The sequence below is a fragment of the Ureibacillus sp. FSL E2-3493 genome, assembly GCF_038077515.1.
Lineage (GTDB): Bacteria > Bacillota > Bacilli > Bacillales_A > Planococcaceae > Ureibacillus > Ureibacillus halotolerans.
Genome location: NZ_JBBOPK010000001.1, coordinates 118144 through 140000, shown reverse-complemented (window position 1 = coordinate 140000; position 21857 = coordinate 118144). Strand labels below are relative to the sequence as shown.

At 36.0% G+C, this 21857-nt stretch carries 22 protein-coding genes (1 of these 22 running past the window's edge); 3 read left to right on the top strand and 19 right to left on the bottom strand.

The window, feature by feature from the left end; translation table 11 throughout:
- From MHH69_RS00640 to MHH69_RS00615, 6 genes are all read right to left on the bottom strand, one after another.
- Positions 1 to 450 carry the 5' portion of a flavin reductase family protein gene (locus MHH69_RS00640; RefSeq protein ID WP_122972034.1) on the bottom strand. The gene continues 165 nt to the left of window position 1, outside the view, so the window shows 450 of its 615 coding nt (coding positions 1-450); the start codon lies at positions 448 to 450; its stop codon lies beyond the left edge, outside the window.
- Positions 451 to 461: 11 nt separating this feature from the next.
- The gene (locus MHH69_RS00635) at positions 462 to 1400 is read right to left on the bottom strand and encodes a ring-cleaving dioxygenase (protein ID WP_122972033.1); all 939 of its coding nucleotides are present in this window, start codon (positions 1398 to 1400) and stop codon (positions 462 to 464) included.
- A 171-nt stretch (positions 1401 to 1571) separates the two neighbouring features.
- On the bottom strand, positions 1572 to 2165 hold the full coding sequence (locus MHH69_RS00630) for an NADPH-dependent FMN reductase (protein ID WP_122972032.1): 594 nt from the start codon (positions 2163 to 2165) through the stop codon (positions 1572 to 1574).
- Between the two features lie 16 nt (positions 2166 to 2181).
- A complete protein-coding gene (locus MHH69_RS00625; RefSeq protein ID WP_341361479.1) occupies positions 2182 to 3165 on the bottom strand; it encodes a ring-cleaving dioxygenase in 984 nt (327 codons plus the stop codon).
- 248 nt (positions 3166 to 3413) lie between these two features.
- Complete coding sequence (locus MHH69_RS00620; RefSeq protein WP_122972030.1) at positions 3414 to 3941, bottom strand: YceI family protein; 528 nt, start codon at positions 3939 to 3941, stop codon at positions 3414 to 3416.
- Between the two features lie 196 nt (positions 3942 to 4137).
- Positions 4138 to 5136, bottom strand: a complete 999-nt coding sequence (locus MHH69_RS00615; protein WP_406927882.1) for a M23 family metallopeptidase — start codon at positions 5134 to 5136, stop codon at positions 4138 to 4140.
- Positions 5137 to 5337: 201 nt separating this feature from the next.
- Between MHH69_RS00615 and MHH69_RS00610 the strand changes: the two genes are divergently transcribed.
- On the top strand, positions 5338 to 5655 hold the full coding sequence (locus tag MHH69_RS00610) for a thioredoxin family protein (protein ID WP_122972029.1): 318 nt from the start codon (positions 5338 to 5340) through the stop codon (positions 5653 to 5655).
- Between the two features lie 130 nt (positions 5656 to 5785).
- Here MHH69_RS00610 and MHH69_RS00605 read toward each other — a convergent pair whose 3' ends face one another.
- The 8 genes from MHH69_RS00605 to MHH69_RS00570 all read right to left on the bottom strand — a co-directional run bounded on the left by MHH69_RS00605 (position 5786) and on the right by MHH69_RS00570 (position 13941).
- Positions 5786 to 6808: a hypothetical protein gene (locus MHH69_RS00605; RefSeq protein WP_341361478.1), complete on the bottom strand. Its 1023-nt coding sequence runs from the start codon at positions 6806 to 6808 to the stop codon at positions 5786 to 5788.
- 179 nt (positions 6809 to 6987) lie between these two features.
- A complete protein-coding gene (locus tag MHH69_RS00600; RefSeq protein WP_122972027.1) occupies positions 6988 to 7332 on the bottom strand; it encodes a GIY-YIG nuclease family protein in 345 nt (114 codons plus the stop codon).
- 28 nt (positions 7333 to 7360) lie between these two features.
- Positions 7361 to 8116 carry a DUF2087 domain-containing protein gene (locus MHH69_RS00595; RefSeq protein WP_241559310.1) on the bottom strand — a complete coding sequence of 252 codons (756 nt, stop codon included), beginning with the start codon at positions 8114 to 8116 and terminating at the stop codon, positions 7361 to 7363.
- A gap of 173 nt (positions 8117 to 8289) precedes the next feature.
- A complete protein-coding gene (locus MHH69_RS00590) occupies positions 8290 to 8505 on the bottom strand; it encodes a hypothetical protein (protein ID WP_122972025.1) in 216 nt (71 codons plus the stop codon).
- Positions 8506 to 8562: 57 nt separating this feature from the next.
- Positions 8563 to 9843 carry an NAD-dependent dihydropyrimidine dehydrogenase subunit PreA gene (gene preA / locus MHH69_RS00585; protein ID WP_122972024.1) on the bottom strand — a complete coding sequence of 427 codons (1281 nt, stop codon included), beginning with the start codon at positions 9841 to 9843 and terminating at the stop codon, positions 8563 to 8565.
- A 17-nt stretch (positions 9844 to 9860) separates the two neighbouring features.
- Positions 9861 to 11228, bottom strand: a complete 1368-nt coding sequence (locus tag MHH69_RS00580; RefSeq protein WP_341361477.1) for an NAD(P)-dependent oxidoreductase — start codon at positions 11226 to 11228, stop codon at positions 9861 to 9863.
- Between the two features lie 27 nt (positions 11229 to 11255).
- Complete coding sequence (gene hydA / locus MHH69_RS00575; RefSeq protein ID WP_122972022.1) at positions 11256 to 12671, bottom strand: dihydropyrimidinase; 1416 nt, start codon at positions 12669 to 12671, stop codon at positions 11256 to 11258.
- 31 nt (positions 12672 to 12702) lie between these two features.
- On the bottom strand, positions 12703 to 13941 hold the full coding sequence (locus tag MHH69_RS00570) for a Zn-dependent hydrolase (protein ID WP_341361476.1): 1239 nt from the start codon (positions 13939 to 13941) through the stop codon (positions 12703 to 12705).
- A gap of 171 nt (positions 13942 to 14112) precedes the next feature.
- On the opposite strand from MHH69_RS00570, the gene MHH69_RS00565 reads away from it, so the two are divergent.
- Together MHH69_RS00565 and MHH69_RS00560 are read left to right on the top strand one after the other, a co-directional pair.
- A complete protein-coding gene (locus MHH69_RS00565; protein ID WP_341361475.1) occupies positions 14113 to 15303 on the top strand; it encodes a PucR family transcriptional regulator in 1191 nt (396 codons plus the stop codon).
- Between the two features lie 255 nt (positions 15304 to 15558).
- Positions 15559 to 16182 carry a DUF1643 domain-containing protein gene (locus tag MHH69_RS00560; protein WP_122972019.1) on the top strand — a complete coding sequence of 208 codons (624 nt, stop codon included), beginning with the start codon at positions 15559 to 15561 and terminating at the stop codon, positions 16180 to 16182.
- Between the two features lie 107 nt (positions 16183 to 16289).
- On the opposite strand, the gene MHH69_RS00555 is transcribed toward MHH69_RS00560, so the two are convergent.
- The 5 genes from MHH69_RS00555 to MHH69_RS00535 all read right to left on the bottom strand — a co-directional run bounded on the left by MHH69_RS00555 (position 16290) and on the right by MHH69_RS00535 (position 21770).
- The gene (locus MHH69_RS00555) at positions 16290 to 16817 is read right to left on the bottom strand and encodes a DUF2179 domain-containing protein (RefSeq protein ID WP_122972018.1); all 528 of its coding nucleotides are present in this window, start codon (positions 16815 to 16817) and stop codon (positions 16290 to 16292) included.
- Between the two features lie 308 nt (positions 16818 to 17125).
- The gene (locus MHH69_RS00550; protein ID WP_122972017.1) at positions 17126 to 17809 is read right to left on the bottom strand and encodes a cyclase family protein; all 684 of its coding nucleotides are present in this window, start codon (positions 17807 to 17809) and stop codon (positions 17126 to 17128) included.
- A gap of 11 nt (positions 17810 to 17820) precedes the next feature.
- Positions 17821 to 19746 carry a 3-hydroxyacyl-CoA dehydrogenase NAD-binding domain-containing protein gene (locus MHH69_RS00545; protein ID WP_341361474.1) on the bottom strand — a complete coding sequence of 642 codons (1926 nt, stop codon included), beginning with the start codon at positions 19744 to 19746 and terminating at the stop codon, positions 17821 to 17823.
- An 18-nt stretch (positions 19747 to 19764) separates the two neighbouring features.
- Entirely contained in the window at positions 19765 to 20379 is a 615-nt protein-coding gene (locus MHH69_RS00540; protein WP_341361473.1) for a hypothetical protein, read from the bottom strand.
- 59 nt (positions 20380 to 20438) lie between these two features.
- Positions 20439 to 21770 (bottom strand): short-chain fatty acid transporter, encoded by a 1332-nt coding sequence (locus MHH69_RS00535; RefSeq protein ID WP_122972013.1) that lies wholly within the window; start codon positions 21768 to 21770, stop codon positions 20439 to 20441.
- Between the last annotated feature and the right edge of the window lie 87 nt (positions 21771 to 21857).

Here is a 21857-nt window from a genome sequence, read left to right as displayed (position 1 = left end):
TCCAGGGTTTTCTTCATTAAGTAAAGGTAATGCTTGAACAAGTTTACACTCGAACCTTACCTTAGATTCTTTTACACCAGGAACGTTTATCATATCGCTTGGAACTTGAGTCAAATTTGCTATATCAAGCTCACTTTCATTATAAGGTAAGCTAGCTGCCGTTTCGTTCACCTGTTTTACATTGTTTTGGTCAACTATATGCACAACAAACTCTCCATTGTTGTAAATATTGCGAGCTGTATCCTTTAAATTCCCATTTGCTCTTTGTATAGCCACCGAGACTAATGGAGGATTTGAGGAAACAATATTGAAATAGCTAAAGGGCGCTCCATTTACAACGCCTTCATCAGAAATGGTTGTTACAAAGGCGATTGGTCTCGGAATAATCGTGCCTGTTAATATCTTATAATTTTCACGTTCACTATTGTTTTTCGGTTGAATTGAAATCATGTATTTCCCCCTTAATCAATCGGACGTACTTGAATTGGAATAAGTGACATTTCTAATCGGTCACGTAAATGTTCATATTGAGTAGGCAACATGAGTTGACTCCCCATCGTTTCGTAAGATTCATCATGGGCAAATCCAGGTAGGTCAGTTGCAATTTCAAATAAAATTTCACCCGATTCACGGAAATAAATGGCATTAAAATAATTTCGGTCTTTAATTTCAGTTACGTGCTGACCGTGATCCATAGCATACTCTTGCCATTCCATATGCTCTTGATCATCTTTAGCTCGCCATGCTAAATGGTGAACCGTGCCTACCCCCATTGTGCCTCTAACACCTGTAATCATTTTTAAATCAATAATATTTCCAATATCACCTGAAGCTTTAAATCTCGTATAATTTCCTTCTGTCCCTACTAATTCAAGTCCCATTACGTCTACTAAAGTTGACGCAGTTTCTTCTGGACGGGCAGAAAATAAGACTGCCCCGCCAAACCCTTTAATGGCAACATCCTTCGTCACGCCACCAAATGTCCAAGGGTTTAATTCTCCCTGTTCCCGTTCAACAATTTCAAGGTGCAATCCATGGGGATCATCGAATTGAAGAAAAGTTTCTCCAAATCTTTCATTTAATGTATATTCGATTTCAAATTTTGTTAATCTCTCTTTCCAAAACTCCATTGCACCGACAGGAACGGCATAAGTTGTAACCCCTACTTGCCCATCACCAATTTGTCCATTATAAGCGTTAGCCCAAGGGAAAAAAGTAATGATAGAACCTGGTTTTCCACCTTCGTTACCAAAATATAAATGATAAGTACCTGGATCATCAAAATTAATCGTTTTCTTTACTAGACGTAAACCTAGTACCCCAGCATAAAAATCAACATTTTCTTGTGGGTGACCGACGATTGCTGTAATATGATGAATTCCTGTTGTCTGTTTTTTCACTTCAGTTTCCTCCAATTTATGCATAACGTCTGAGCACATCCTTCAAAGGAAATAACTTCAAAGGATTTGCTCAAACTTCATACAACAATATTTTTCAACTTTAAGAGTCCCGCAACAACCTATTAATAGAGACATGTGTATGGATAGTCCATACACATGGTTTCTATTTTATTATCGAATTGTTTTTAAGGCAGTAGACCAAGAAATGACTTGATCTAACATTTGATTTACCGAGTCTGATTGAACAGCTTTAGGTTTGAATTCTGTACCGTTTTCGAAATCAGTGAATAGTGATAAAGCTGGATGTACACGTACGTCAGCAACTAATAACTCACCTAAAATGCCCCGTAAATGTTCCGCAGCACGAGCACCACCTACAGAACCATAAGAAACAATACCTGCCGCTTTATTGTTCCATTGTTCACGAAGTAAATCTAATGCATTTTTAAGAGCACCTGTAATAGAGTGATTATATTCTTGGACGATGAATACAAATCCATCTTGTTTTGCAATCGCTTCAGACCAAGCTGCTACACCAGAATTATCTGCACCAGCTTCACCTAAAAACGGTAATTTATAATCTGCGATATCGATAATTGTATAATTTGCATCGCCACGTTTATCTGCTAACTCTTTTACCCACGCACCTACTTGCGGGCTAACACGACCTTCTCGAGTTGACCCTAAAATAATACCAATATTTAAGTTTGCCATTGTTTCTTCCTCCTTTTGTTCAGTACCAAATAATTTATTTAAAAATCCCATTTCTCTTTTCGTCTCCTTATTCATATTCCTTTTCAAATGTTTTCGTACTACGAACTGTGTCGATAGGTCTTACTAAGCTCTCAATTTGCTCACGTTTTTCTTCAAAGAATGGTGGTAACGATAATTTTTCACCCAGTGTTTCGTATGGTTCATCGCCCATAAATCCAGGACCATCCGTTGCTAATTCAAAAAGAATCGAAGGAGCTACATTCGTATACAAAGAACCAAAGTAATAACGTTCGACATATCCTGAATTCGGTAATTTAAAGCCTTGTAAACGTTGTTGCCAATCATCTAATTCTGACCGGTCATCCACCCGGAACGCTGTATGATGAACTGTTCCAAAACCTTGTCTCGCTTGTGGAAGAACTGTATTATACTCTACGACAACTTGAGCGCCATTTCCTCCTTCTCCCATTTCAAATAAGTGGAACGAATCTTCTTGAGCGATTTCTCTCATAAAGAATACTTTTTCTAACACTTCTTTAAAGTAGTCAAAGTAGGATGTTCGAACAAATATTGGACCTAATCCAGTGATGGCATATTCTAAAGGAATTGGACCTTTTTGCCATGGAGTTCCAGATGCAACTCCTTCATTAAACTCATCTGAAATAAGTTGGTATGCCTGATCGTCAAAGTCTACGAATGAGATAGTTTTCTTACCAAACTGTTCTTTTATACCAGTATGTTTTACTCCTAGACGATCAAAACGTTTAATCCAATAATCTAATGCAGCATCATCTGGTACACGGAATGAAGTTTTTGAAATTTCATTTGTTCCGTGTACCCCTTTCGGAATACCAGGAAAATCAAAAAATGTCATATCTGTCCCTGGACTACCGACATCATCGGTAAAATATAAATGGTATGTCTTAATATCATCTTGATTGACCGTTTTCTTTACTAACCGAAGTCCTAATGTATAAGTAAAAAATTCATAAATTTTTTCCGCACTACTTGTTATCGCTGTAACGTGATGTAGACCTTTTAATTCATTCATTATAGTTCCTCCAATTTATCTCGAATTCGAGATATTTTTTTAAAAAATAGAATAGTTTTTTCAAACTATTTTTAGTGTGAATTTCTTTATTTAATTTATTCAAAAAAATTTACGTTTTTATTTTCTTTTTAAAATCTTTAATTCGAGATAATAGTAGCACTTTATTCGATTTATGTCAAACATCACCAAGTACACATTAGTATAACAATGGGTAACCCTTTTGATGGATTACCCATATTGCATACTATTTAAGCAGCAGGGTTAACCTCTAACTCAACTTTAATTTTAATATCTTTACCAACTAGTACACCGCCAGTTTCAAGAGCAGCGTTCCAAGTTAATCCAAATTCTTCACGGTTAATTTTCGCTTCCGCTTCAAATCCATAGACTTCAACGCCCCATGGATTCGTACCTTTACCACCAAATTCTACATCAAATGTTACTGGTTTCGTTACATCTTTTATAGTTAAATCACCCGTTACTTTGTAGTCATCTCCATCTTTTGTGATGCTAGTCGATTTAAAAGTAATTGTAGGAAACTTTTCTGTATCAAAGAAATCTGCTGATTTTAAATGATTATCACGGTCTTCACTGTGAGTATTCACACTTGCAACATCAAATTCAAATGAAATCGATGCAGTTGTTAAATCCGTAAGATCTGCCGCTTCTACATCAGCTGTATAACTATCAAATTGTCCTTTTACTTTTGACACCATCATATGTTTTACTTCAAAACCAACACTTGAGTGAGATTGATCAATTACCCATTTAGCCATTTTTATTTCCCCCGTTTTTTGTCTCGAATTCGAGATATTATTTTAAAAAAATAATCGGATAACTAGCTCAAATAAAATTTCGAACTAAATTATCTTTAATTCGAGATAAATTTAACATATATCCAAACTAGTTGTCAACGATTTGTTTTAAATTTTTTTAATTCAATAAAAAAGCTGTCTTTAAAAGACAGCCTCTTTACTTCTTCTGTTGTCTTGAATATTTTTCCCACTGTACAAGGGAAGGATATGGGTCGAATGCCCATTCTGTACGACCATTGAACTTGTACATCCCATAATGCAAATGCGGTGGGAATTTACCTGATGTTCCTTCTTTCCCATAACCTGAACTACCAACACCACCGAGCATAGTTCCTGGTTCCACAATATCGCCTATTTTTAAATCTTTATTGAAATAAGAAAGATGGGCGTAATAATGATACGTATTATGATTGTCCCGTATCCCTATACGCCAACCACCAAATTCGTTCCACCCCATTATTTCAACAACACCATAAGATGTTGATAATACAGGTGTACTATATCCTGCAAAAATATCTGTACCTTCATGTATACGTCTTCCGCCCCAGCCTCTATTGGCACCCCATGTTCCTCTATAGCTGTAGTTATATCCACGGACAGGAACAGGGAAAACATGTGTATCTATATTAATCGTATCAAAGTGTTTATATAGTTTAGCAATGGTTAAAATTTGATTTACTACTTGCTCACTTTGATAATATTCCCACAATGCAATTTTAAAATCTTCAACAGTTGGTCCGTATTGACTTAAATAGTTTGACATTGTAAACATAATATCTTCATCATCTTCTGGATTTGCTACACCATCACCATTTCCATCAAGTCCTAAACCACCAAAATATTTTATTGTTAACGGTGAGGTATCATCCGCTAACGGATTAAATGCACCAGCCCAATATTCTTTAGAAAATTGAATAGCTATTATACTGTCTCGTTTTGGTATATCAGGACGTACAGCTTGGATGTTTCTTTCATATTGGTCAATGGCAGCCAAGTGGTACCACGGTACGATGTGATCTTGGAATTGTATATAAATGGCCATTCGCTTGTTCATTATTTCTTCCTGAGATGGTGTTTCTTTTGCACTTCCAACATTCGAAAACATCGCATTAACAACAAAAACAATTAGAATTAAAGGAATTAATCGTCGGACCAAAAAGAAACCTCCTTTCTTCATTAGAATGTCCGAAAAAATTGAATCCATGAGTTTAGGAAATACAGTACTTAGATAAATAATTTGTTCGATTTGTGGAATATTATTTGCAGAAGTTTTTGTCAAATTCCTCAATTTCCGAACAGGAAAATAATACATATGTATGGTAAGATGAGAAAAAATTAATTTTGGGGGAATTATCTCGTGGAAAATTTACAATCGGTTGAACAATTTGAACAACTAAAATCTGAAGGACAAACGATTTTTATGTTTTCGGCGGACTGGTGTAAAGATTGTCGATTCATCGACCCGTTTATGCCATCCATTGAAGAAAAATACGCTTCTGAATATCAATTTATCAAAATAGATCGGGATGAATTCATTGATCTTTGTATCCAATTAGACGTTTTTGGTATCCCAAGTTTTATCGCCTATAAAGATGGTGAGGAAAGCGGACGATTTGTTAGTAAAGATCGAAAAACACAAGAAGAAATTGAGTTATTTATCGATGGTTTAAATTAACAATCATAACTTCTTCGATTGCGGGTATTCTAACATTACAATTAAATTTCACTTCCCTTTGAACGGATTCATTAAGGCAAAAAACAACATCCCCAACGCATTAGGCGAAGGGGATTTTTTGCGGATAGTATTAAATAACACTTCTAATCAACCAAGTAGCAGTCCGGGCTATAATCTCTGTTCTCAATTGCACTAACTCCTCAAATTGATAAAAAAATAATATCTTTTCTTCCTTTACATTGTCCCCCTTTGGTGTTTGCGTTAACACAAAGTGGGCAAATGATTCTGAAAAGTCTTCTTCCGGAGAATACATCGCATATTTTGAAACATAAAAGTCTTCCAATTTACCATGTCCTCCCGATTCCCAAAATTGTTTATAAAAATAGGTTAAATAGGCATCTTTATAAAAACATCCTGAATTTATTAAATAAAGGGACTGGCACCGTTTCTCAGGTACCCAATAGTTCACTTGGGTTTCATTTAATGAAAGGAAATGGGCATATTCATGTAAGTATGTAACAAGGGTTTCGGAGGCAAGTTCAATATCTTTTTGATTCATCCCGAGGGTCCAATACTTACCATACGGGTCATAAAGGGAAACATAAGCGAGGGTATCTCCACTGTCAAACACTTCAAAACGATTAATTTCTTTTCGTTTCGCTTCGGGAATTAACCAACTAAAGCTAGACCATAGGTTTTCATGATAAGTCCTCTCTTCAATGGAAATATTTTGATTAGTATAGATGACTTCCTGGCTATGATCGACATTATAAGTAGTGAGCACCGTTACTCCTTCATTACCAGTTGCAACAGATTCTTCATGAACAAGAGAGCCATAATCGGCTTCAAGACCTTTAATAATACGATTCCCCCATTCAATACAGGAATCATCATCTATACATTGAATCTCTAAGGCACAAATGTCCTCCCCTTCAATGTAAATCTCGTTACTATAGCAAGCATTATCTAGTAATTGAACTTCGTCACCGGAAGCCTCCAATTTTTTTGTATCTCCTTCAGAAACTTCTACAACTGAACTAGCTTCTACTAATGGTTTAGTTTCTATTGTTACAACTGGCTTTACTTCCACTGACTCTTCACAACCTACTAAAAACAAAGTAAAGGTAACTAAGAGAAAGCGGAGAATTTTCAAAGAAATGCACTCCCCCTACCAAATAATGTCTCTATATATTACGAAACAATTGGAAATGAAATGAATGAATTGAAAAAGTTTTTGTCGCTTTCTTGTTACATTTTCCTTATTTTATCGACAACAAAAAAAGGGGCGTCTATATGTACAGCGCAACCCCTTCTCATCAATATTATATTTTATTAGTTATAACCTCGTTCACCAAAAGGCTTTAACTTTTCTAACCATTTTTGTTGTAATTCCTTCAAAGCTTCTTTTTCATTGAAATATGGGTCCTTCTCATCTTTTTTTAATGATTCTAATACCGTAACCGAAAAGGCATCTTTTCCAAATTGCGTCCAATCCGCTTGGAGCGCTTTGTTTTTAAAAACTTGATTGTCTAAACTAAATTTTACACCGTTAATGGTTTTTAAGTTACGTGTACTGTCAACAAACACTTTTCCATTTACATTGTTTTTAATTTCATACACACCTGCAACAATGGCAACCTCTTGGTATTGTTGCTTTAACTCTTTTTTTCTATCCATCCGTATCACCTACATTCTTTTAATCATGTTACTTCTTCAACCAATACATGCTGCCATCTAATTTCCGATCTAAAAACCCATACTCAATTAAATATCTTCGAATCAATACATAGTCACTGTAAATCATTTTTAATATGTCATTTAGTTTTTTTTCTGTATAAGTTGCATTGGGATTAAGACGGTTCGCAATTGCTCGTAATACTACAATGCGTTGCTTTTCCTTAGGAGGAAATTTCGCTAAAGGACCAGATAACCCTTCCTGAAAATACTTTTCCAATATTTTCGATTGTTCCTCAGTTGTTACCGCATAACGGTCGTCTACCATTGTGGCATGTTTATGAGGCTCCACAAATGCAGGTGCATATTGATCCTTTTCCTTCAACAACTCCATAATAGCTAGAAATGTTTTAGCTTGACGTTCCTTTTCCTTCAACATAAATCGATGATGTCGAATTGTAGAACTACTGCCAATTTCCATTTCTTGTTGAATCTCTTTATCATTTTTACCAGCGTAAAAATGGCGTAGCAACATCGTTTGATGCTCCGTTAAACCAGTTACTTTTTTATCTAATCCGATTAAATAATCAAATACAGAGCCATGATTTTTTTCAATGTGTAAACGAATAAATCGCTCTGCTTCATAGAAAACCTGTTCCTCAGGATATATAATCCCTTTTTCCACTTGTTCTCCGCATAATAAACATGAGTATCTATATTGATCTTCCGTATATCCCCTTTTAATTTCCTCTAAAGATGCATTCCAAAATGGTTCCAACTGGTTCACTTTTTCTCCCCCAATACTAACGTCAAACATAAATGTTTATAAATAGATAAACAAAACTAAAATTCGTTTATATTTATACAAACACTTTAATTGATTGTTTAGTTTTTGTCAATCTAACAAAAAACTTGTAAGGACGAAGAAATCCTTACAAGTTTTTCTACTTTCTTTTAAGTTTAATTTGCGACGATTAGTTTTGATGCAATATATTTGCGTGCTTCTGCAGTAAGTAATTGTAATTCTACAATTTCCCGTTCACCGGCATCATGACTTGTTACAAAGTCAACGAACGTACCACTTAAATTCTCGAAAATACTTACAATTTGATAGCCCTTATCAAAGTAACTATCAATTTTTCTCTTCTCCTCTAAATACTGCATATGCTCTGACACACGTCCACCTCACTTTTTCAATTGAAACTCTATTCCATATGACAAAAGACTTGAACTTTACTTTGCTACTTTATCCATTTTGAAGCGGGCAATGCTCGATTGTCTCTCATTCCATGTCATACTTGGTAAAGGTTGTTTCATTTCCACCATATTGATAGCACCTTCAACTGGACAAACAATCGCACATAAATTACATCCGACACAATCCTCTTCCCGTACTTTCAAATATGGTTCACCTTTTTCATTTTTCAACATGTCAATACATTGATGAGACGTATCTTCACAAGATATATGGCACTTATTACAATTGATGCACACATCGTTGTTAATGCGCGCTACCACTTTGTAATTTAAATCTAAGTCGCCCCAATCGGAATATTTCGGAACCGCTTTTCCGACGATATCCATTATGGAAGTAATTCCTTTTTCATCGAGATAATTGTTTAAGCCATCTATCATATCCTCCACAATGCTAAAACCATGATGCATTGCTGCTGTACATACTTGGACACCGGTAGCCCCCATTAAAATGAATTCAACGGCATCTTGCCAGTTAGAAATTCCACCGATACCAGAAATAGGGACATTAATAAGCGGATTTCTTGCACATTCGCCTACCATATTAAGGGCAATCGGCTTTACAGCGGGACCACAATAGCCTCCATGGGCTCCCTTTCCTGCAACATGGGGGATCGTGTTCCACGTATCCAAATCGACACCCATTAAACTGTTTATTGTATTAATCATACTAACAGCATCGGCTCCACCTTGAACTGCTGCTTCTGCTGTAACGGTAATATCCGTTATGTTAGGAGTGAGTTTGACGATAACAGGTGTTTTTGCTACTTCCTTCACCCAATAGGTTTGTTTTTCAACTAACTCAGGTACTTGCCCAGAAGCAGCTCCCATTCCGCGCTCAGCCATTCCATGGGGGCAACCAAAGTTCAACTCCAACCCGTCAACCCCTACTTCTTCAACCCGCTTTACGATTTCATGCCATTTTTCCTGTTTTGGTTCGACCATAAGGGAAGCAATAATCGCATGATTAGGAAAACGTTTTTTCGTCTCATATATTTCCTTTAAATTTACTTCTAAAGGGCGGTCCGTAATGAGCTCAATATTATTAAATCCCGCTACCCGTTGACCATTAAAGCTGAGGGCTGCAAATCGGGAAGTCGTATTAATAATTGGTTCGCCTAACGTTTTCCAAACAGCCCCTCCCCAACCAGCATCAAAGGCTCTTTGTACTTGGTATCCCGAATTGGTCGGTGGTGCTGAAGCAAGCCAAAAAGGATTGGGTGACTTAATGCCCGCTAAATTGATTCGTAAATCTGCCATTAATAGTTCCTCCTTTATTACGCAATTTCCGATTGCAGCACAAATGAACGGTGAATGGCTTTTGCGACTTCCTTCCCTTGCTGAGCAGCAGTCACAACCATTGCCTCCCCTTGACCATTTCCAAAAACGACATCACCACATGCATAAACTTTTTCTTGAGATGTTTGATAGGTTTCTGGATTTACCTCTACTACACCCTTTGAATGATCTAAACCGAACCTTTCTATTAATTGAATATGTCTCGATTGGCCAATCGCCTTAATGACCACGTCCGTTTCTAAAACAAACTCAGATTGTTGGATAGGGACTGGCTTTTGTCTTCCATCTAGACCTATTTCCCCTAAATCCATTTTTATACACTCTAATCCAACCACTTCATTTTGTTCATTTCCGATAATTTTCATTGGTGCGGTTAACCATCGAAACTCTACACCATCTTGCTTAGCAAAGTCGTATTCAAACTGATAAGCCGTCATTTCATTTTTCGTTCTACGATAAACAATCTTAACGTTGGCAGCACCTAATCGAACAGCCGTTGTAGCTGCATCAATAGCCGTATTTCCCGCACCTATTATGATGACCTTTTTACCAACTAGCTCATTGGTTGGCTCTTCCATCTTTGTTCTTTTTACAAATTCAATGGCGTCATATACACCCTTTAATGTTTCCCCCTCAATCCCAAGATGGGGGACGTTGCCCATTCCGACGGCTACAACAACTCGATCAAATTGATTTAGAAGTTCCTCTGTCGTAATGTCGATCCCTACAACTGTATTCGTTTTAATGTCGACATTCAGTTGTTTTACTTGTTCCACTTCCCACTGAACAACTTCCGTCGGCAATCGGAATGAAACAATACCATAACGATTTAATCCACCAGCTTCTTTCTCAGCTTCAAAAATAGTTACTTGATAACCTAGTAAACTTAACTCTCTAGCTGCCGATAATCCTGCTGGACCACTGCCGATTATGGCCACTTTTTTACCGTTTCTTTCTCCTACTTCAAACAACGGTTTCCTTTGTTGCATTGCCCAATCCGTTGCATAACGTTGAAGATGACCAATTGAAATCGGTTTCGTTTCGTTATTTAAAACACAAGCTCCTTCACATAACTCTTCCGTTGGACAAACCCGCGCACAACTAGCACCGACAGGATTTGCTTCTAATATCGTTTTAGCTGAACCTTTTAAATTTCCCGATGCAATCTTTTTAATAAATTTTGGAATTTCAATGCTAGTCGGACAAGCCTTTATACAAGGTGCGTCATAGCAATATAAACAACGATTGGCTTCTTCGATAGCTTCCCTTTTCGTTAAACCAGGATGAATTTCTTTAAAATTATCAGTTAGGTTTAAAGAAATTTGCCCTCCAGTAAGTGAACTCATTTAATCCCCCCTAAAGTAAACTCAAGCTTAATTAGGTACTACAGCTTCTTCATCACTTAGTTTTTTTGCCAGTTTGCGTTTAATATATTTTCCATAATCAAGGGAACCTACAAATTGCTTGTCTTTTATGACGTATTCGCCCCTTAGTAGCACACTAATCGGCTCACCCGTTACTTCCAAACCTTCAAAGGCGTTATAGTCAACGTTCATATGATGGGTTTGAGCAGAAATCGTTCGTTTTACACTTGGATCAAACAGTACAATATCTGCATCGGACCCAACTGCAATCGTTCCCTTTTGCGGGTATAAACCGAAGATTTTCGCCGCACTCGTTGAAATCATATCGACAAAATCATTTAAAGAAATGCGTCCCTTTGCGACACCCTCTGAATATAAAACAGAAAATCGATCTTCAATAAAGGGACCGCCATTAGGTATTTTAGAGAAATCATTTAATCCTAGTTGTTTTTTACCGTTGAAGTTAAAAGAGCATTGATCGGAGCCAATTGTTTGTAGTTGTTTTGCTTTTAATGCATTCCAAAGAGGTTCTTGGTGAGATATCGGTCTTAATGGTGGTGACCATACATACTTAGCACCTTCAAAATTAGGTTTTTCCAATGCCGTTTGGTCTAATGTTAAATATGGAGGACAAGTTTCACCATAGACGTCATAACCCTTTTCGCGGGCTTTTATAATTTCGTCTACTGCTTCTTTACAAGTTACGTGGACAACATAAAGGGTTGCTCCTGCTACATGAGCTAATTCGATTGCTCGTTTTGTCGCTTCTCCCTCTAATTCAGGAGGACGTGTTAGAGCATGGTAAATGGGTGCTGTATTGCCTGCTAATTTCGCTTGTTCAACGAGTTCATCAATTACTGATCCGTTTTCACAATGAACCATGACAACGGCGCCTGTTTCTTTTCCAATTTTAAAAGCTTTATATAAAGTACGATCCGTTGCTTGGAATTCCTTTGCATAGGCCATAAACACTTTAATAGACGTAATGCCTTCCTTTTCTAAAAGAAGGGGCAGCTCTTTTTCTGTTTCTTCATTTAAATCGCTAATCATTAAATGATACCCATAGTCAATCGCCGCTTTCCCCTTTGATTTTTCGTTCCACTTTTCAATAGCATTCGATAATTTTGTTTCACCTGCCGTTAAGCAAAAGTCTAAAATCGTTGTTGTACCACCAAATGCAGCAGCAATCGTACCTGATTCCCAATCATCATCAGTAACCGTATTATTAAAAGGCATATCTAAATGAGTATGCGGATCGATGCCCCCCGGGAAAACATATTTTCCTGTTGCATCAATTATTTCCGCTTCCGAGTCGATAATCTTCGCGGCAATTTGAGCAATCTTTTCATTTTCAATGAGGATATCCGCTTTATACGTATCAGTTGCTGTTACAATTGTGCCGCCTGTAATAATTTTCTTAGTCATTTACATTTCTCCTTTTCCCATTGTTATTAAACTAAATGAACGCTTCTTTCATCGCAATCTTCGTCTGAAGATTTAAAACGGTTTCTAAAAGAACATCCGCCCCCTTAACACAATCTTCAAAAGTTGTTTCCTCTTCTTCACAATGGCTTTTCCCTTTTATACTTGGAACAAAAATCATTGCCGAAGGAATATAAGACGCCATAAATTGGGCATCATGTCCTGCCCCGCTATATAACCGTTTAGATGAATATCCGTAACCATGGCAAGCTTGTTCAATTTGATTGCAAATGGACGAATCAAAATGGACAGTATCCCGATCCCATAATTTCTCTTTTTCTATCTTGCATTCCCCTGATTCTGCTGGAAGGGAATGAATGATTTCTTCTACTTTTCTAATTTTTTCTGGCTGTTTATGACGGGCTTCAATAGTAAACACGACTTTGTCTGGAATAACGGTATGAATATTTGGGGTAACATTCATTCGACCAATAGTATAAACAAGCTCATCGTCAACCTTTGCTAAATCTTCTATAAGCTTTGTTATACATTTATTAGCTAAAAACAAAGGATCGTTTCGCATTTTCATCGGTGTTGTTCCCGCATGATTGGATTCACCAAATATACGAATTTCATAGCAAACCATTCCTAGTACGCCTTCTACAACGCCTATTTCAATTTGCTCCGCTTCAAGAACTGGTCCTTGCTCAATGTGTAGTTCTATATAAGCTGAGGCTTCTTTTAATCGGTTTTCTTCATCTCCCTCATAACCGCTCTTTTGCAAAGCTTGTTTAAAGGTGACTCCATCTTTATCTGTTGATTGCATCATTTTCTGTTTATCAAATTTTTTTGATAAAATTCCTGAACTCATCATAGAAGGTTCGAAACGCGCCCCTTCTTCGTTCGTAAAATTGACAATGGTTAATGGAACATCCAGTTCAATGTCATTCTCCTTAATTGTTTTTATTGCTTCTAATGCCGTAAGAATTCCTAGTACTCCATCAAATCGTCCCCCTTTTACGACAGAGTCAAGGTGAGAACCCATCACAATCGGAGGTAGATCGCTTTTTCCTGGGAGTGTTGCATACATATTCGCCAGATCATCTACCCGAATTTCCAATCCTAACTCTCGACAACATTCGTAAAAGTAATCTCGTGCTTGTACATCTTCTGCAGATAAAGAAAGTCTTGTTACACCGCCGTTTTTAGTAGCTCCAAAGCGACTAAACATAACAATCGATTCCTTTAATCGGGCTTCATTACATTTGTACATCAAACACCCCTCCAATTAACCTACGTTAGTATTAGTAACATATGGATTTATTGTTAATTTTAATGTAAAATTAATTCACAAAATATGGTCAATCGATATAAAAATTTTTGTGCAAATGCACTATTCTAATGTTAAAACTTCTAACAATCTATTTGATGAAAGGAGTTTCATATGGCTACAATAAGCGACTTATTATTAGAACCTGAATTTCGACAGCTTCATTTGATTGCAGGTGAAAAGGGAGTATATAGACAACTATCTGGTATTAATGTTATCGAAAGTGCAGATTTAATTCCCTTTTGCCGTCCAAATGAACTACTTGTCACTACAGGAATTCAAATGAAAAATAATGCCAGTCAATTAGAAGAATTAATAAGCAAGTCCTTTGAAAAGAAAGTGGCAGGTTTTATCATCAATACTGGACCTTACATATCTCAAGTACCATTAACAATCATTCAATTCGCCAATCAAAACCATTTCCCTATCTTTGTGATGGACTGGAACTACCGCATTGCAGATTTACTAAAAAATACCTTCCAATTTATCTCATTAAAACAACAATCGCTTCATGAACAACAAAGTGATGAAAAGCTTTTATACAATCTGATTTTCCGTTATGATCAAAATATTTTTCGAACATCTATCCCACAACAATTAGAGAAACGGGGATTTCCTAAAGGAGCAGAATTAGGAATCATAACTTGTACAACGTCATCTTCCTCCAAAAATAGCATTAATCGTTATACAGCTATTATTTTTTACGAATTTCAAAAACGCTATAATTATTTCCTAACGCTAAAACATAACAATCAACTCATCTTCTTAATAAATCGCCATGAAGTTAAAACAGAACAAATACCTTTTTCTAAAACAGTAGAAAAAATATACGAAAAAGTGGTCGACTTAAATGGACAACTGGATTTAATCATTGGTATGGGGAATTTTTCAGCTTCCTTGGAGAACGTATCTAAAAGTTACAACGAATCATTAACTGTCATCCATCTAGTACAACATCATAAAAATCCTTTTATTCATAAGTACAAAGAAATCGGCACGTATAAAATTATTATGGGTGTTGCAGATCAATCAATTATTAAACAATTTCAACAAGACATGCTTGGCCCCCTTTATATGTATGATCATTTGCATGATACAGATTTTGTTCCATTTTTACGCGTTTTTCTCGAAGAAGGTGGTAGCCCAAATAAAATAAGCCAAAAGCTGTTTATCCATCGAAATACTGTCACTTATAAAATTAAAAAAATAGAATCTTTACTAGATGTGGACTTAAATAATACCTTTACGAGAACAAATTTAAATGTTGCATTGATGATTGAGGATATTTTGAGTCAGAAAAGTTGAATGTAAATAGTGGATTTAGGTTTTATCTATTATATGCCCCTCTGTCTTCCTTAGAATTGTAAATGCCATGAACATGTTAATTTCAGCTATTAGAAACTTATGAATAAATGGGACCTAACGATATAATATTTGTTCCCCCATTATAAAATAATGGATATTTATCATTTTCCATCTTCATAATAGTAAATTTGCGCTAATAATTCCGAGTTTGGAAGAATAATATGAATAACACTAAGTTTACATGGGGGTTTACGGGTGGAAAACGTGAGGGCAATTGCTACTTTTCAGCTAATTGGCGAGGAAGTTTACCGGACAAATGCATTTATTCAATTTGGAACTTCCCGAAAGTCATTAGGTGCCGTTGTGATGTTAAATCCTGGTTCTGCTCATTTAAAAGGTGAGGCAAAGAAAAAACTCATTATGAATGGTTCCCATACCGACGAAACAACATTAGACAATACAATGAAACAACTAGTTCAATTTATGAAAGCTACCCATTCTGAATTAGATGGCAGGCTCCATCTTTACAATTTATTTTATGTACGTAATACAATAGGAATTGAAGCAATTGAGTTATTTGAGCATTTGAAAATAACCGGCAAATATCCAACGATTACTCTCCCTTCTTTACTAGAAATGTCCCAACATCCGTGGATTTTAATCGGTTGGGGAGTTGAAAAAAGAAGCCGATGGAGATTTTTTGAGGAAGAGAAAAAAGAATGGCTCCAATTGATCGAAGATAGCGGAATCCCATACTTCGGTATTCAATCAGATAATAACGAATACTATCACCCATGTCCAAATGGTCCTGCCAAAGCTGAACGACTTCAACAATTAATTGAATCTTTTAACACACACATATCCAATTACCTTCATTAAAAAAGAACTAATATCCCTAAGATAGTGAGATGATCTATCTCTGACCCTTTAAATTCAGTTTGTATTAGAACAAGAAAAGAGCTAGGATTCAATTCCTAGCTCTCTTTTTATTTCATTTTTGCTATTTTTCTCATACGGTCAACTAAAAAGCCACCTTTAAAGGATTTCGGCTCGTAAGAAATAATGAATGCCTTTGGTTCTATTGACTCAACAAGTTCAAAAAGCTCCTTTTCCCGGTTTCGCTTTGCCAAAATCTCATACTTATATCGATCACTATCTCGACCTTCTCCAACAAACGTCGTAATAGCAAATCCATTTATTCTCAAAGTATCGATGAGCTCTTGATTTTTATGTTGCGTATTAATGGTGACATAAACATATCCAATTGCTAATTTGTTTTCAATTTTTGTTCCTAAAAACATGCCTAGTCCAAAACCTACGGCATATACAATCATAGCCAATAAGCTTTGATCTCCATTAAATACTAAAGAAAGTCCAAATACATAAATCAGCATTTCTAATATCCCAAAAACGGCTGCAAACATCGTTAAATTCTTTACTAGAAAAATGGTCCGTAACGTTAATAACGGTACATATACGAGTTGTAACACTAGTATTAACAAAATATTGGTCATTGGAAACGCCTCACTAAAAATTAGAGTTTTACTACTATTCTTTACCCATAATTAAGTATTGTACTCGTGTGAATGAATATGTTCTAGCCTTATTTTCAGCCCATCTTTTAAACAAATTATTGAAAAAAACAGTACTTTAAGTTTCTATCCACTTTAATTTTCCCTATTTTTCAAAAATCAAACAATGTTAACTTCTATCAGTATGACTTATACACCCAATCACTCTATACTAGTTTTACAACTTAATAATTAAAATTCAATAAAATTTTAAAAAACCCCTTCGAAAAATTCGAAGGAGTTTATGATATTTAATCGTTTATAATGGCCACCGCGCGTACTGGAGAGGCTGTTGCATTTTTTAATTTTAAAGGTAATGCACTAAAAGTGAAATGTTTGTCCTTTGGTAATTGATCTAAGTTAACTAAATTTTCGATGATATAAATAGGTACAGGTAAGATTTTCATATGCACTTCACGCGCCATATTATCATGGGTATCAATATTTGCTAGATCTAATCCGACACATTTTACTTGATTATCAATAAGCCAATCACCTGCACTTGGAGCAAACGCCCCCTCTTCAAAAAATCCTTCTTCTCCCCACTGGCCTGTACGAGTTCGTATTAGTACAATATCATTTTGTTGTACTTCAATTCCCTGTGCTGCTACTGCTTTTTCTAACATGTCATATGTTACTTCATCTTTTGCTTGTTTAAACGGTGTCACATCTAAGCAAACCGCTTCACCGTAACATCGAGTTAAATCCATTTCTGCTGTTGACTGACTGTTCCGTATAAAATGCAAAGGCGCATCAATATGTGTCCCACTATGATCGGACATTTCTAAAAAGCGAGATTCAAAGCCTTCACACGGTTCTACGTAACGATGGCCGGAATTTTCAAAAGTGGATTCTGGTCTTATAACGATTGGCGGATGGGATAAATAGGATTTCAATCCGTCATAAATTTCTAAAGTTAAGTCAATTATTTTCATAAGTAAGCCTCCTACATTGATATAACTACTTTTCCACTGACTTTATTTAATGCCTTTTCAAACCCTTTTGTACATTGGGTAAAGGGTACCTTTTCTGCTATTAACTTTTCAAATGGATATGATGGAATGGCAGCTAATTTTAATACTTCTTCATAATTTCTTCTTGTGATGCCATAGCTTCCATCTATAGAAATTTCACCTCGAACAATTTGATCCATTGCAATTGAGAAAGGGGCAGAGTTAATCCCAACAAGTACTAATTGACCTCCACGTTTTAATAATCTCACTGCCATTTGAGGAACCGTCGGATGTCCAGAACAATCAATGATAGCATCGTAGCCTTTAAAATCTTTTGATAAAATTTCTTCTTCCGACATAAACGTAGATTTTATTCCTATCAATTTTGATAACTTTAATCGATTTTCATCGACAGCTGTACCGAGCATATCTACTTGCTTGTTACCTGAACCGATTAATACAGCTGCTACACCAAACCCGATAGGTCCCGGTCCAACGACTAGTATACGCTTACTATGAAAATGCTCCACTTTTTTTACAGCAGTATAACTTACTGCAAGAGCTTCAGAGATTGCCGCTACACCGTCTGATACGTTTTGATCAATTGGAATAATATTCTTTATATCTACAACCATTAATTGTGCCATTCCACCAGCTTCTCTAAATCCATAACGTAAAGCTTCAATCGGTGTTTTGACTGTTCTAAATTCGTTAAAATCACATCGATTCGTTTCCCCGCGAAGACAAAAGTCACATTGTCCACAGCTTTTATAAGGGTCGATCACTACTCGTTTACTTAAATATTCAGTAGCATTATGGTTACCTACCGCGATTACTTCCCCTACCACTTCATGACCTAAAACTAATGGATAAGTGACCCAATCATATCCCCCATGGCCATCATACATATGTAAATCACTTCCACAAATTCCAACAGCTTTTACCCGTATTAAACATTCATTGTCTTTTAATTCTGGTACTTCATATTCAACAAACTTCACGTCATGTTTGGCAGCTGAATTTTTTACTAACGCTTTATACTTCATTTTACGATCCCCCTCTGAGACGACTTCAATCACTCGATTTAAAATGTTGTTCTTCTTTGATTGATAGGCTTGTACATCGATTGTTTCCCAATTATAAAAACCTTTTTTCGTTTTTAACCCTAAAGAACCACTTGCACATTTCTCTTCAAGAATCGGTAAAGGAGTTGGACGATTTTCAAGAGTTGGATATACATATTTCGTAATTGCTAAATGGGTGTCTAATCCATTTATATCTCGCTGCTCAAGGGGCCCCGTATTCGCTAAGCGAATTCCAAGACTCCATTTCGCAATAAAATCCAGTTCCTCCGCAGATACAATTCCCTTTTCGACTAGCGACATCGCTTCCCTAGCAAGGGCGCTTTGAAGTCGATTAGCGACAAATCCTTCGATTTCTTTTTTTAATAAAACAGGCTTCTTTTTCATCGACTTTAATAAAGCCATTACATCCTCAATTCTAGATTGTTCCGTATACTCGCTTGGCACAACTTCCACTAAAGGAGAAATATTGGCTGGCGAGAAAAAATGGGTGCCGATAAGACGACCTTTTTGTTCCATTAATTTTGCTACTTCACTAATTAAATAACTCGAAGTATTTGTACATAACGTAATATTTGGCGGGAAAAGTTGTTCAAGTTTTGCAAATAAATGTTGTTTAGCCTCCAAATTTTCAGGAATCGCCTCGATAATAAAATCTAAATCTTCAATAGTACAAAGTTCATCCAGTATCTGAATATCGGAAAGTCGTATATCGTTCATTAATTCGATTCTTTTCTTTTCAAACGTTTCATAGATTGAAACTTTTACTCCGTGGGCATTAAAATAAGTCGCTAATGCGGTACCCATAAACCCTCCACCAATGACTAATATTTTCATCTATACTCTCCTTCCTACTTAATCAAGCGCAGTAGCCTTAAGACCAACTGCTAAAACACACAAATCTTTAACTTCGTACAGTAAACTTTGATCTGCGCCGAGTTGTAATGCATTCGTTTTATGAATCTCGATGCCCTTTGGATACCCATCACAAATATTAATTGCATATAAAAGCAGTTCTTTTAAAAGACGAGATACTAAACCGTCTCTCAATGAAGTTGTTCGTAGATTGCTATATTTAAGAAGAGTATCCGGTGCATAATCGACTAAATATTGAATCCATTTTGGTAACACATCAAATTCTGTTTGATAGTATTGAATACATTCTTCCTTTGTGGCAAAAGAAGCAATGTTTTCATCGTTCGGTAACGTTGCATTTTCATCAGTTAAGTCAATGGCCTTCGATATCGCCTCAATTCCCGATAACCACGTTGGGATGCCACGAGAAATAATTGCTGCTGCAATTAACTCCGCAATTTCGGCTACCCCATTCCCTTTTATTACGGCTGCATCAACAGCCTGAAGCATCTCTTGTTCTTCACGCCTTGCAGCAAACAATCCAACTAATAATAAACATTTTTCCTTAGCTGTTAACCTTCCATCCTGTACAAATTTCAATATAGTTTCTTTCAACAAAAACACCCCTTATTTCTAAAGAAAAGCCCTTGTTACAAAACAAAGGCTTTCCTTTCTTAAAATAAATAAGACCAACATAAAATTGCAGCAATATAGAATACACCTACGAATAACATAATCATTACTAAATATCCCATAATATCTTTTAATTTTAGACGGGATAAAGCTAATGCTGGTAAAATCCAAAACGGTTGAACTATATCATTCCAGGCGTTCCCTAACATAACAGCCATGGAGTTTTGTGCAACGGATGCCCCTAATGATTGGGCAGCATCGATCATAAATGGACCTTGTACTGTCCAATGCCCACCTGCAGAAGGTGCAAAGAAATTAATAAAGAAAGAACTAATTAATCCCCAGAATGATAAAGTATGTTCCGTTGAAATGTTAACGAATAAATGGGCAATCGTATCAACTAAACCAGATGCAGCCATAATCGCCATAATCCCTGCATAAAACGGGAATTGTAAAATGATTCCTGATACTGTTTTAATACCATCATTAATATGTTCCACATAACGAGCAGGTGTACCAAGTAAAAGTATCCCTAAAAATAAAATAATAAAGTTAATAATGTTTAAGTTTAATGTATTTCCGTTTACAAAGTAGAAAATAGAGTAAACGATACCTAATATTCCAATGGTATAAGCTAAAATTTTACTGTTGTTTAGTTTTGTTGCAAACGTATTATCTTCTAGTAATTTAGGCTTTTCCCCTTGAGCTTCAGCATATAAATCCGGATTTATTTCAATAACATTATTCGGATCTTTTGGATGCAACATTGCATTAAAGAACGGTAAAACAATTAATAGGACGATCGTCAGAATAATCATCGGTAAACTAAAGATCGTTTCAGCTAAGTTAATAAGCCCCATTTCCCCTTCTAAGAAATGACCAGGTGTTGAAATTAAAATAGGAATAGAAGCTGATAAACCTAAACCATAAAATGTGAAACCAGAATAAGCTGCTGCAATAATTAAAGGATAGTGAACCCCTTTAACTCGTATAGCTAATTTTTTCGCAATAATCCCACCTACTACTAAACCAAATCCCCAGTTTAAATAACTACCGATGGCACCCACGAGCGTTGCAACGATAACAGCCGTTTTTGGCGATTTTACCTTACTAGCAATTTTGTTCAACAGTTTATCCGTTGCTGGTGCAGTAGCTAGTACATAACCAAATACTAAAATAACAGCCATTTGAGTAGTAAAGGCTAATAAATCCCAAAATCCATCTCCCCAAGCTGTTGTAAGCTTTGTGAATGAAATATCTTCGATTAAAAGAGCTAAAATAAATGTTAGTAATGTTAACCCAATTGCAAATACAAATGGATCTGGCATATATTTCTTCATTAAATTAGTAAAGAAGTTTGTTAACTTTCCCACGATTATTCCCCCTTGAATTTTAAGCGTTTACATTTTCCGATTTGAAAATATCCCCTAGTTATTTTTAAAATTATAAATCTACTAAAA

Coding starts and splice junctions, on each gene's coding strand:
- MHH69_RS00630 (WP_122972032.1), bottom strand. CDS start 2,165: ATGGGATTTTTAAATAAATTATTTGGTACTGAACAAAAGGAGGAAGAA.
- MHH69_RS00625 (WP_341361479.1), bottom strand. CDS start 3,165: ATGAATGAATTAAAAGGTCTACATCACGTTACAGCGATAACAAGTAGT.
- MHH69_RS00620 (WP_122972030.1), bottom strand. CDS start 3,941: ATGGCTAAATGGGTAATTGATCAATCTCACTCAAGTGTTGGTTTTGAA.
- MHH69_RS00600 (WP_122972027.1), bottom strand. CDS start 7,332: ATGGATAGAAAAAAAGAGTTAAAGCAACAATACCAAGAGGTTGCCATT.
- preA (WP_122972024.1), bottom strand. CDS start 9,843: ATGGCAGATTTACGAATCAATTTAGCGGGCATTAAGTCACCCAATCCT.
- MHH69_RS00580 (WP_341361477.1), bottom strand. CDS start 11,228: ATGAGTTCACTTACTGGAGGGCAAATTTCTTTAAACCTAACTGATAAT.
- hydA (WP_122972022.1), bottom strand. CDS start 12,671: ATGACTAAGAAAATTATTACAGGCGGCACAATTGTAACAGCAACTGAT.
- MHH69_RS00570 (WP_341361476.1), bottom strand. CDS start 13,941: ATGTACAAATGTAATGAAGCCCGATTAAAGGAATCGATTGTTATGTTT.
- MHH69_RS00565 (WP_341361475.1), top strand. CDS start 14,113: ATGGCTACAATAAGCGACTTATTATTAGAACCTGAATTTCGACAGCTT.
- MHH69_RS00555 (WP_122972018.1), bottom strand. CDS start 16,817: ATGACCAATATTTTGTTAATACTAGTGTTACAACTCGTATATGTACCG.
- MHH69_RS00550 (WP_122972017.1), bottom strand. CDS start 17,809: ATGAAAATAATTGACTTAACTTTAGAAATTTATGACGGATTGAAATCC.
- MHH69_RS00545 (WP_341361474.1), bottom strand. CDS start 19,746: ATGAAAATATTAGTCATTGGTGGAGGGTTTATGGGTACCGCATTAGCG.